Genomic DNA, 11,960 nt, shown 5'->3' with positions numbered 1-11,960 from the left:
GCGAATGCGGTGTGTCAGTCAACATTGATGCCGACTGACACACCGCATTCGCGAGCAAGCCCGCTCCCACAGGGTTTTGCATGTAGCAGAGGATTAGATATTCAGCAGTTGCAGGCGCTGACGCACCGCTTCTTCGATCCCTGCCTCATCCAGTCCGCATTCGGCCAGCATTTGCGCAGGCTTGGCGTGCTCCACATAGGTGTCCGGCAAGCCCAGGTGCAGCACCGACTTGAGGATGTTTTCGCGGGCGAGGAACTCGCTGACCGCACCACCGGCACCGCCCATGATGGCGTTCTCTTCGACGCTCACCAACAACTCGTGGCTGCCAGCGATTTCGCGAACCAGTGCTTCGTCGAGCGGTTTGACGAAACGCATGTCGACCACGGTCGCATCCAGCTTCTCGGCGACTTTCAGTGCCTCGGCCAGTTGCACGCCGAACACCAGCAGGGCGACTTTGTTGCCCTGACGGCGGACGACACCCTTGCCGATTTCAATCGGTTCGAGGTCTTTCGCGATCGGCGCATTCGGGCCGGTGCCGCGCGGATAACGCACCGCCGCCGGGCCGTTGTACAGGTGGCCGGTGCTGAGCATTTTGCGCAGTTCGTTTTCGTCGCTCGGGGTCATCACCAGCATGCCGGGGATGCAACGCAGGAACGACAGGTCGAAGCTACCCGCGTGCGTCGGGCCGTCTTCGCCCACCAGACCAGCACGGTCGATGGCGAACAGTACGTCGAGGTTTTGCACCGCCACATCATGCACAAGCTGGTCGTAAGCGCGTTGCAGGAAGGTCGAATAGATCGCCACCACCGGTTTTGCGCCTTCGCAGGCCATGCCGGCGGCGAGGGTCACGGCGTGTTGCTCGGCAATCGCCACGTCGAAATAGCGCTCCGGGAAGCGCTCACTGAAGGCCACCAGGTCGGAGCCTTCCTTCATCGCCGGGGTAATCCCGACCAAGCGCGGATCGACCGCGGCCATGTCGCAGAGCCATTCACCGAACACACCGGAGTACTTCGGCCCGCCGGCTTTCTTCGGCGCGGCGGCCGGAGCATCCACAGGTTCGAGTTTGGTGATGGCGTGGTAACCGATCGGGTCGACTTCCGCCGGAGCGAAGCCTTTGCCTTTTTTGGTGACCACGTGCAGGAATTGCGGGCCTTTCAGGTCGCGCATGTTGCGCAGGGTGGCGATCAGGGTCGGCAGGTCGTGGCCATCGATCGGGCCGATGTAATTCCAGCCCAGCTCTTCGAACAGCGTGCCGGGAACCAGCATGCCTTTGGCGTATTCTTCGGTACGACGGGCGATTTCCCAGGCGCCGGGCAGGCGCGACAGGACCTTTTTGCTGCCTTCGCGCATGCTTGCGTAAGTGCGGCTGGAAAGGATTTTCGCCAGATAGTTCGACAACCCGCCGACGTTGCGCGAAATCGACATGTCGTTGTCGTTGAGGATCACCAGCATGTTGGCATCCACTTCCGGCGCGTGGTTCAGCGCCTCGAAGGCCATGCCGGCGGTCAGTGCGCCGTCGCCGATCACCGCGATCGCCTTGCGATCACTGTGTTGCAGGCGGGCGGCAATCGCCATGCCCAGCGCTGCGCTGATCGAGGTGCTGGAGTGGCCGACGCCAAAGGTGTCGTACTCGCTCTCGGAACGACGCGGGAAGGCGGCAACGCCGTCCTTCTGGCGCAGGGTGCTCATGCGCTCGCGACGGCCGGTGAGGATTTTGTGCGGGTAGGCCTGATGACCCACGTCCCACACCAACCGGTCGTCCGGGGTGTCGAAGACGTAATGCAACGCGATGGTCAGCTCGATGACGCCCAGGCCGGCACCGAAATGCCCGCCGGTCTGACCGACCGTGTAGAGCAATTCCAGGCGCAACTCATCAGCCAGGGTTTCCAGCTCGGCTTCGCCTAACCGGCGCAGGCCGTCCGGCGTGTTGGCACGGTCGAGCAGGGGCGTGGTCGGGCGCTTGCGGGGAATCTCATGAAACGTCGTGGGCATCAGGCGAATCGTTATAGGTATAAAAGATGCGGCAGTTTACCTGATGCATCGCCCCCTGCCCACGCGTTGGTTTTTTTTGGCGGATACGCCGTCAGCTGCGGCGATCGACGATGTACCGGGCCAGATCGCGCAATGGCTCGGCCGCCGCGTCAAACGGTCGCAGTGCGTGCAGGGCCTGGTCACGCAGTTCCAGGGCATAGGCCTTGGCCGCATCGAGACCGAGCAGTGCCGGGTAGGTCGGCTTGTCCCGAGCGATATCGGCGCCCTGGCGCTTGCCGAGGGTTTCGGTGTCACTTTCAACGTCGAGAATGTCGTCCTGGACCTGAAATGCCAGGCCAATGGCCTGTGCATAACTCTGCAGGGACTTCAGTTCGTCCTTCGCCGCATGACCGCTGGCCAGGGCACCGAGCTTGACGCTGACTTCGATCAACGCGCCGGTCTTGTGCCGGTGCATGTATTCAAGGGCTTTTTGATCGAGCTTCAGACCCACCGAGCCGAGATCGATAGCTTGCCCGCCGACCATGCCCGCCGGGCCCGCCGCCAATGCCAAGGCGCTGACCATCTGCAGACGGGTTTCGGCATCGCAACTGCTCAGGCGAGGGTCGAGCAGGGCGCTGAAAGCCAGGCTCTGCAAACCGTCACCGGCGAGGATTGCGCAGGCTTCATCGAATTTTTTATGCGTCGTCGGCTGGCCGCGACGCAGATCGTCGTCGTCCATGGCTGGCAAATCATCGTGCACCAGCGAATAGGCGTGGATCAGCTCCACCGCGCAGGCCGCGCCATTGGCTTGCTCGGCCTTGCCGCCCAACGCCTCACATGCGGCGTAGGCCAGCAACGGGCGTACACGTTTGCCGCCGTTCATCACGCTGTAGCGCATGGCTTCGTAGAGGCGTGCGAGCTCGGGGCTCGGCGGGTTGAACAGGGTTTCCAGTGCCGCGTTGACGCGAGCCTGGCTGGTCGCCGAATACGCCGCAATCATTCTGGCTGATCCGCGTCGAAGGGTTCCTCGGCCAGCTCACCATCACGCTCGAGCAGCACTTGAACCTTCTGCTCGGCCTGAGCCAGCGCCGCCTGGCAATCGCGGGTCAGCCCGATGCCCTGCTCGAAAGCGGTCAGCGAGTCTTCCAGCGACAATTCGCCGTTCTCCAGACGCTCTACCAGCGTTTGCAGGTCGGCGAGGGATTGTTCGAAATCCAGTGCAGCTTTTTTGCGGGCCATGGCGGCTATTTCCGGTTGACGTTAAACCGGCGCGACACTAGCAGACATAGGGGGTATGGGCAAATAAGAGGGGTCTATGACGCTACGGTTTCCGGGTGAAAACACACCCTGTGGCGAGGGAGCTCGCTCCCGCTGGGGCGCGGAGCGGCCCCTAAACCAGACACCGCGTTTCTTCAGGCATACCGCATCCAGCAATTTGCGACTGCTTCACAGCCGAACGGGTGATGCGGCGTTCCGACAAGTCCCCCTCGTCACGGGACTGTATCGATCATGATTAATCTGTTGAGTCATCGGGATAGTTGAACTGGGATGAGCCGATTAAAAATAATATTCGGCTCATAAAGTGAGCCGAATATGACGTCTATTCGGCTCACCGGCCAGCCATTGACAGGTGTCGCTCACGTCCGGCTGCGACCGAATCGCGCAACATCGCGGTCTGGACTCGACCCCATTTGCAATGGGCTGCCGGTCAAAGCATATTCAGGATTTATTTTCAGACATTAAAAAGCCGGCTTGTGGCCGGCTTCTCGGGGACTGGCTTGGTTTATTTTTGGTAAACCGCGCCAGCCTTCAAAACGTACACCCGGATCTTGCGTCCGGCTGTGGGACTTGGCGAGAAAGTGATCTGCCTTGTCGGTGCGATCTGAGCCTGAAGAAGGGTCGATGCGCAAATGTGGGGCGCAGCATACTGATTTTTTTGAGGAATTCCCAGCTTGGCGTGTGGGGTAGGGCGATTGCGGAGAGGTGTAGCAGCTGCCGAAGGCTGCGTTCGGCTGCGAAGCAGTCGTAAACCCGGTAACCATACTGTCCGCCATAGTGAATGGTTTGCGACTGCTGCGCAGTCGAACGGGGGCAAGCCCCCCCCGCCACAGTGGATCACAGGGTTGCGTGCTTATAGGAAGGGCACGGAAGGCCGGCGTTTATTGAGCGTCGACCACCAGAATACCCACCCCAATACCCTGATGTTTTGCTTGTCGATCTGCTCGGCACTGAAGATCTCGTCGGGATACTCGGCTTTGTTATAGCTGCGCAATCGCAACGCATTCCCCGGCATCCGGTGCAGGTATTTGATCCGCAGCATCCCGTCATGCTCGATCGCATAAATTTCCCCATCAATAACCTGAGTCAGCCCACGGTCGATCGCAAGCGTCGAGCCATCTTCAATCTTTTCGCCCATGCTGTTGCCGATCATGTGGGTACAGATAGCATTGGCGTGGTTGATTTCCAGGGAGTCGAGGTGGCTGCGAGGCAGGCGGATGGATTGGCTGGGGTCTTTGACGACGTGAGTTTTGTTGGAGCCCGGGGCGGTGGCTGTTTCTATATAGAAGGGCAATTCGACGTCGATGGGCTCGATCACCGTGTAGATGCCGCGGATGGCCTGGGCATCGAAGGTGTTGCCGGACTCGTCGAGCACGCGCAGGCGTGAGGACTCTTTCGGGCCTTCGCCGGTTTTCAGCCAGTCGCTGTTTACGGACAGTAGTCTGGCGACCTCTTCCATGCGGTAGGCGGGCACACCTCGGGTGTACCAGTTGTGGATATTTTGCGCTTCCGTGTCGAAGAAAGCGGCAAATCCTGTGGTTGTGATTTTCGCCGCTTCAAGGAGCGCTTTAAATCGTGGGCCGCTAGTGTTCTTTTTCATAAACACGAGTCTACTGGCGCAGGATGGGGGTTTGAATAAACGATCCGTTCAAATTTCGAGGGAAATTTAAGACTGGATGTAAGGCGCTTTTAGTGGAAATTAAACAAGCAAAAACCGAAGCCAAGAAGCGTTCCACGTACCGTTAAAGGTCAGTGTCTGAGCGGAGCGCCCACAAAAAACCCCGGATCAACCGGGGTTCTTCTTCAAACGTCGCAGCTAGCAGCTTACCGCGGCTTCTCAGCCTTTATAGGCAGCAACCGACTTGGTGATCGCGTCGCGGGCGGCATCTGCGCCGGCCCAGCCTTCGATCTTCACCCATTTGCCTTTTTCGAGATCTTTGTAGTTCGCGAAGAAGTGCTCGATCTGCTGAATCAGCAGCGCAGGCAGATCGGTGTATTCCTTCACGTCGACGTACAGCTGGGACAGCTTGTCGTGTGGAACCGCGATCACTTTGGCATCGCCGCCGCCGTCGTCGGTCATGTTCAGGATGCCGACTGGACGCGCGCGGATTACCGAACCTGGGGCAACTGGGTAAGGAGTCACGACCAGCACGTCGAGGGGATCACCGTCGTCAGCCAGGGTATTGGGGATGTAACCGTAGTTGGCCGGGTAGAACATCGGGGTGGCCATGAAACGGTCAACGAACAGGCAATCGCTGTCTTTGTCGATTTCGTATTTGATCGGCGCGTGGTTGGCCGGGATCTCGATCGCGACGTAGATGTCGTTCGGCAGGTCTTTGCCAGCCGGAATCTTGCTGTAGCTCATTGGGCGGTGCCCCCGTTAGTTGACCAGAAAAACTTGGCCGGATTGACCAAAAAGTGGCGGCGATTATAGGCATATTCTGCCACCGTTGCCATGCGCCAGAGGTCGTGTAGACCTTAGTCGTGTGCCTGATAGACAGGGTTCTCGGCCAGAAGTTGCTGCAATCGGGCCAATGGGTCCTGCCGATAAAACAGCTTCAGCTGTTCATAAACCTGTGGATATGCCTCATGCAGCAAGTCCGGTGCGCTGAAGAAGTATTCGCTGGTGACGGCGAAGAACTCGGCGGGGTTTTCCGCCGCGTACGGGTCGATGGCGGTTTCAGCGTCCGGGTTACGGTCCAGTTGCCGGTCGAGGTCGTCATAGGCTTCTTGCATGATTCTGGCCCAGTCGCTGACGCGCATGTCGGCATGCAGCGGGGGGAGGCCATTGGCGTCGCCGTTGAGCATGTCGAGTTTGTGCGCGAGTTCGTGGATCACCAGGTTGTAGCCTTCCCAGCCACCGCTGGCCATCACGCCGGGCCAGGCGAGGATGATCGGGCCTTGCTGCCAGGCTTCGCCGCTGTGTTCGCCGTCCCATTCGTGTTCAACGCCGCTGGCATCGCGATGGCGCTGGGGGCTGAGGAAATCGTCGGGGTAGAGGATGATTTCGTGAAAGCCCTGATACCAGTTCAGATTGCCCAGATGCAGCAGCGGTAATTGGGCCTGGGCGGCGAGCAGCAGGCGTTGCTCCTGGTGAAGCTCTACGCCGGGCAGGGCGGTCAGGTGTTTATCTTGCAGAAAAAATACGCAGGCTTCGCGCAGCCAGCGGTCTTCGGCCGCGCTGATGCCATCGAGAAAGCTCAGGTGATGGCGCACCCGTTGCCACATGTCGTCGGCAATCGGATGCCTGGCCAGGGTGCGCCGGCGTCGCCAGGCGCTAAGGAACCACATCGTGAGTCAGCGGGGTTCGGCTTTGGACGCGGCATGCCCGAGGCGGCTGCGGATCACGCTGATGATCATCGGTAGCAGCGACAGCAGGATGATGCCCACTACCAGCAGTGACAGGTTTTTCTTGATGAACGGTACGTTGCCAAAGAAGTAACCGAGGGTGACCAGGCCGCCCACCCAGAGGATGGTTCCGAGAACACTGAAGGCAAAGAAACGCGGGTAAGGCATTTTGCCGACACCGGCGACGAACGGGGCAAAGGTGCGGATGATTGGCATGAAACGCGCCAGGGTCACGGTTTTGCCGCCGTGCTTGTCGTAGAAGTCGTGGGTTTGTTGCAGATAGTCGCGGCGGAATATTTTCGAGTTCGGGTTGCTGAACAGCTTTTCGCCGGCGGTGCGGCCGATTATGTAGTTGGTGCTGTCGCCGAGAATCGCCGCCAGCATCAGCAGGCCGCCCAGCAGCACCGGGTCCATGCCGCCACCGGCCGCTACGGCGCCGGCGATGAACAGCAGGGAATCGCCCGGCAGGAATGGCATCACCACCAGACCGGTTTCGCAGAAGATCACCAGAAACAGAATGGCGTAGATCCATGCCCCGTAGTTAGTTACCAGCAGGTCGAGGTAAACATCGAGATGCAGGATAAGGTCGATCGGGTTGAAATCCATGGAAAGCACCTGTGGTGATGGCCCGACTCTGCAGGCCTGTGCGGATGGCTTCGCGTAAGACTACAGCTAAGTGTGATTTTTCTTACGAGCCGGAAGAATGGGCATTATACGGGGTGACAAGTGAAAAACGCGTCGAGTTTGTAGCGGGGGATGTCGATGGGGCGACCATGGGGGCTGTTGGCTTTGCACAATCCTTGTGGCGAGGGAGCTTGCTCCCGTTGGGTTGCGAAGCGACCCCTAAACCAGGTAGTCACGGTTTTTCAGATACACCGCATGCTCAGGTTTTACGACGGCTGCGCCGCCGAACGGGGGCAAGCCCCCTCGCCACAAAGGCCCCAGTGCGTTACAGCCCCTCACTGATCGGCAATACGTAGTTCTTGAACTCGGTGTCTTCCTTGAACCCGATGGATTCGTAGGTTTTCTGCGCGACTTCGTTGTTGCTGCTGGTGGAAACGCGCATGCGCACCGCATTGGTTTCCTTGGCCATTTTTTTCGCGGTGCGGATCAGGTTGTCGGCCACCAACTGGCGGCGGGCGTCTTCGGCGACGTAGATGTCGTTGAGGATCCACACGCGTTTAAGCGAAAGAGACGAAAAGCTCGGGTACAACTGACAAAAACCCATCAGTTTGTTGTTGTCGTCATCGGCCAGGGCCAGGTAGATCACCGATTCCTTGCGCCGCAGACGTTTTTCGAGGAACGCCCGGGATGAGTCCGGATACGGCAGGGAACCGTAAAACTCACGATATTTGACGAACAACGGGGTCAGCAGGTCGAGGTGTTCGAGGGTCGCTTGAATAATCCGCATGGTAGGTCTCGTCTTCAAGTGGCTGTCTTACGTGGTGACGGCGACGGGAAACCCTGGCGGCCGTGCATCGATCCTGCCTGAAACCTGAACAGAAACGCAATGCGGAAACGGTTCAGGTATCCGACGGGCTCAGTAGGAAATTACCTTTCATATCTGCACCAATGTCCGACTCCAGCGTCTGAACCTGGGCTTCGTCCTTCAGACTGACCCCCGATAACTGCCGCCGACAGGCTTCGCGCATCAAATACAGCAAGCGGTGTGCCGCCATGCCGTAACTCAAGCCTTCGAGCCGAACATTCGAGATGCAGTTGCGATAGGCGTCTGTCAGTCCGACTTTGGGATTATAGGTGAAATACAACCCCAGGCTGTCTGGTGAGCTCAAGCCGGGGCGTTCGCCGATCAATATGACCACCATTTTTGCGCCCAGTAGCTCGCCGATCTCGTCGGCTACAGCTACACGGCCCTGTTCCACCAGAATCACCGGCGACAGGGACCAACCCTCAGCGGCTGTCTGTTCTTCCATGCGCGCCAGAAACGGTAAGGTGTGGCGATGAACGGCCAATGCCGAGAGGCCATCGGCCACCACGACGGCCAGATCCACCCCGCCAGGATGGCTCCGCGCGTAGTCGCGCAGGGTCTGCGCCGACTCATCACTCAACTTGCGCCCCAGATCGGGGCGCTGCAGATAGCTGTTCCGGTCAGTGGCGGCGCTGTGCAGCAGCAAACTCTCACGTCCACGCTCGGCCAGTTGTGAACTGAGCCCCCTGTGGTCGAACGGCAGGTGCACCGCATCCCGGGCCTGTGCATGGGCGTACTGAAAATCCAGCTGTGCGCTGGTCGGCATACTGGTGCCTGTACGACCGAGGGCAATACGTGCCGGGGTCAGGTGACGCAGTTCCAGCAATGGGTTTTGCGGATCGACAGGTGGTTTATCCATCTCAATACTCATCCCAGTTGCGCCATGGCCTGACGGAAGGCCGGCGGCAGGTTGTCGCCGAAGTGAATTTGGCCGTCTGCCTGGGTGAAGATGCCCATGTTCGCCAGCCACTGTTCAAACTCCGGCGCCGGTTTCAGGCCCAGGGTTTTCCGGGCGTAGAGGGCGTCGTGGAACGACGTGGTCTGGTAATTGAGCATGATGTCGTCGGAGCCGGGGATGCCCATGATGAAGTTGATCCCGGCCACGCCCAGCAGGGTCAGCAAGGTGTCCATGTCATCCTGATCTGCCTCGGCGTGATTGGTGTAACAGATGTCACAACCCATGGGCACGCCCAGCAGCTTGCCGCAGAAGTGGTCTTCGAGGCCGGCGCGGATGATCTGTTTGCCGTTGTAGAGGTATTCCGGGCCGATGAAGCCTACGACGGTGTTCACCAGAAACGGTTTGAAATGGCGTGCCACGGCATAGGCGCGGGTTTCGCAGGTCTGTTGATCGATGCCGTGATGGGCATTGGCCGACAAGGCGCTGCCCTGGCCGGTCTCGAAATACATCAGATTCTGGCCCAACGTGCCCCGATTCAGGCTCAAGCCCGCGTCATAGCCTTCCTGCAAGACGTTTAGGTTGATACCGAAACTGGCGTTGGCCGCTTCAGTGCCGGCGATCGACTGGAACACCAGGTCCAGCGGAACGCCGCGATTCACCGCCTCGATCGAGGTGGTGACGTGGGTCAGCACGCAGGCCTGTGTAGGAATTTCGTAGCGCTGGATGATTGCATCGAGCATTTCCAGCATGGCGCAGATCGAAGCGATGCTGTCGGTGGCCGGGTTGATGCCGATCATCGCGTCACCGTTGCCGTACAGCAGGCCATCGAGAATGCTCGCGGCGATGCCGGCCGGTTCGTCGGTGGGGTGATTGGGTTGCAGGCGTGTCGAGAGCCGGCCGCGCAGGCCCAGAGTGCCGCGGAATTTCGTGATTACGCGGATTTTCTGCGCCACCAGCACCAGGTCTTGCACGCGCATGATCTTCGATACGGCGGCGGCCATTTCCGGGGTCAGGCCCGGGGCGAGGGCACGCAGGCTCTGTTCGTCGGCGGCGTCGCTGAGTAGCCAATCGCGAAAGCCACCGACAGTGAGGTGGCTGACCGCTTTAAAAGCCTGTTTATCGTGAGTGTCGATGATCAGCCGGGTGACTTCATCGGCCTCGTAAGGAATCAGTACTTCCTGCAGGAAGTGAGTCAGCGGGATGTCAGCCAGGGCCATCTGCGCAGCCACGCGCTCGCCATCGTTGAGGGCGGCAACGCCGGCCAGAAAGTCCCCGGAGCGCGCCGGGCTGGCTTTGGCCATGACGTCTTTGAGACTGTCGAAGCGGTAGGTCTGGGCGCCGACGGTATGGGCAAATACGGCCATGGGACGGTGTCCTCCTGATTCAATAAGTAACTCAAATGCACCGCCGAACCCCTGTGGGAGCGGGCTTGCTCGCGAATGCGGTCTGACATTCAACATGGGTGGTGAATGACACTCCGCCTTCGCGAGCAAGCCCGCTCCCACATTGGATCTCTGTGCACTTCAATATGGCAGGCGCCGGGAATCAGCCCGGCGCCGGTGCAACTCAGACGCCTTCGAGCATCGCATCCGCTGGCGCGTCGGAACGCTGCTTGGCCGTCAGTTGGAAATACAGGTAACCGGCCGCCATGAACCCGAGGAACACGCACCCGATCAAGGTGTTGAACCATGCCATCGCCACCAGGCACACCACGGCCAGAAACAGCGCGATCCCCGGCACGATAGGGTAGCCCGGTGCACGGAAGGTGCGTTCCAGGTTCGGCTCGGTTTTACGCAATTTGAACAGGCTCAGCATACTGATGATGTACATCACGATGGCGCCGAATACCGACATGGTGATCATTGCCGCCGTCAGCGTCATGCCCTGCAGGTTGATCAGGCCGTCGCTGTAGATCGCCACGATGCCGATCACGCCGCCCGCCAGAATCGCCCGGTGCGGCGTCTGGAAGCGCGAGAGTTTGGCCAGCCCTTTGGGCAGGTAACCGGCGCGAGCCAGGGCGAAGAACTGTCGCGAGTAGCCAAGAATGATCCCGTGGAAACTCGCCACCAGGCCGAACAGGCCGATCCATACCAGCATGTGCATCCAGGTCGAATTATTGCCGACCACGGCTTTCATCGCCTGAGGCAGCGGATCGTTGATGTTCGACAGTTGACGCCAGTCGCCGACGCCGCCAGCCATCACCATGACGCCGATGGCCAGGAACACCAGGGTCAGAATGCCACTGACGTAAGCCCTGGGAATCGTGCGTTTCGGGTCCTTGGCTTCCTCGGCAGCCATGGCGGCGCCTTCAATGGCGAGGAAGAACCAGATCGCGAAAGGTATTGCCGCAAAGATGCCGGGAATCGAGGCTATGGTGAATTCGTTGGAACCTGACCAGCCATTGAGCACAAAATTGCTGAAGCTGAAGCCCGGGGCGACCACGCCCATGAACACCAGCAATTCGGCGACCGCCAGCACGGTGACCACCAATTCGAACGTGGCTGCGATGCTCACGCCGAGAACATTCAAGCCCATGAACACGAAATAGGCGCCAACAGCGGCGATCTTCGGGTCCAGTTCCGGGTATTGCACGTTGAGGTAGGCGCCGATGGCCATGGCAATTGCCGGTGGCGCAAAGACGAATTCGATCAGGGTCGCAATGCCGGCGATCAGTCCGCCTTTTTCGCCGAAGGCCCGTCGGCTGTAGGCAAACGGCCCGCCAGCGTGGGGAATGGCGGTGGTCAATTCGGTGAAGCTGAAGATAAAGCAGGTGTACATCGTCGCCACCATCAGGGCGGTGACGAGAAAACCCAGGGTCCCTGCGGTGCCCCAGCCGTAACTCCAGCCGAAGTACTCGCCGGAAATCACCAGGCCGACGGCAATGCCCCATAGATGCAGGGTGCCGAGTGTGGGTTTGAGCTGTGTAGTAGAAGTCATAAGTCCTCTCTGTCTTTTTTATTGTTTGATCTGTTGGAC

Annotated in this window: 11 protein-coding genes; all 11 read right to left on the bottom strand. The window is 59.6% G+C overall.

The genetic code is table 11. From position 1 onward, the window contains the following. Positions 1-93: 93 nt before the first annotated feature. The gene (gene dxs / locus PMI36_RS19990) at positions 94-1,992 is read right to left on the bottom strand and encodes a 1-deoxy-D-xylulose-5-phosphate synthase (RefSeq protein ID WP_008070182.1); all 1,899 of its coding nucleotides are present in this window, start codon (positions 1,990-1,992) and stop codon (positions 94-96) included. Positions 1,993-2,083: 91 nt separating this feature from the next. Further along, positions 2,084-2,971 carry a (2E,6E)-farnesyl diphosphate synthase gene (ispA, locus tag PMI36_RS19995; RefSeq protein ID WP_008070181.1) on the bottom strand — a complete coding sequence of 296 codons (888 nt, stop codon included), beginning with the start codon at positions 2,969-2,971 and terminating at the stop codon, positions 2,084-2,086. Beyond that, positions 2,968-3,210, bottom strand: a complete 243-nt coding sequence (locus tag PMI36_RS20000; RefSeq protein ID WP_007894317.1) for an exodeoxyribonuclease VII small subunit — start codon at positions 3,208-3,210, stop codon at positions 2,968-2,970. The genes ispA and PMI36_RS20000 overlap by 4 nt, the downstream gene beginning before the upstream one ends. Positions 3,211-4,102: 892 nt before the next feature. After that, positions 4,103-4,849 carry a S24 family peptidase gene (locus PMI36_RS20005; RefSeq protein ID WP_008070180.1) on the bottom strand — a complete coding sequence of 249 codons (747 nt, stop codon included), beginning with the start codon at positions 4,847-4,849 and terminating at the stop codon, positions 4,103-4,105. A gap of 237 nt (positions 4,850-5,086) precedes the next feature. Next, on the bottom strand, positions 5,087-5,614 hold the full coding sequence (ppa, locus tag PMI36_RS20010; protein WP_007894323.1) for an inorganic diphosphatase: 528 nt from the start codon (positions 5,612-5,614) through the stop codon (positions 5,087-5,089). Between the two features lie 113 nt (positions 5,615-5,727). Continuing rightward, entirely contained in the window at positions 5,728-6,540 is an 813-nt protein-coding gene (locus tag PMI36_RS20015) for a zinc-dependent peptidase (RefSeq protein WP_008070179.1), read from the bottom strand. 6 nt (positions 6,541-6,546) lie between these two features. After that, positions 6,547-7,203, bottom strand: coding sequence for a DedA family protein (locus PMI36_RS20020; protein ID WP_008070178.1), 657 nt, complete (start codon positions 7,201-7,203; stop codon positions 6,547-6,549). 343 nt (positions 7,204-7,546) lie between these two features. After that, positions 7,547-8,008, bottom strand: coding sequence for a GNAT family N-acetyltransferase (locus tag PMI36_RS20025; RefSeq protein ID WP_008070177.1), 462 nt, complete (start codon positions 8,006-8,008; stop codon positions 7,547-7,549). 112 nt (positions 8,009-8,120) lie between these two features. After that, entirely contained in the window at positions 8,121-8,945 is an 825-nt protein-coding gene (gene eutC, locus PMI36_RS20030) for an ethanolamine ammonia-lyase subunit EutC (protein WP_162130622.1), read from the bottom strand. Between the two features lie 8 nt (positions 8,946-8,953). Beyond that, positions 8,954-10,348, bottom strand: a complete 1,395-nt coding sequence (locus tag PMI36_RS20035) for an ethanolamine ammonia-lyase subunit EutB (protein WP_008070175.1) — start codon at positions 10,346-10,348, stop codon at positions 8,954-8,956. A 202-nt stretch (positions 10,349-10,550) separates the two neighbouring features. Further along, on the bottom strand, positions 10,551-11,921 hold the full coding sequence (gene eat, locus PMI36_RS20040) for an ethanolamine permease (RefSeq protein ID WP_008070174.1): 1,371 nt from the start codon (positions 11,919-11,921) through the stop codon (positions 10,551-10,553). Positions 11,922-11,960 lie beyond the last annotated feature (39 nt).

The organism is Pseudomonas sp. GM79 (genome assembly GCF_000282495.1).
Classification (GTDB): domain Bacteria; phylum Pseudomonadota; class Gammaproteobacteria; order Pseudomonadales; family Pseudomonadaceae; genus Aquipseudomonas.
This window is presented reverse-complemented; position numbering and strand designations above follow the sequence as displayed.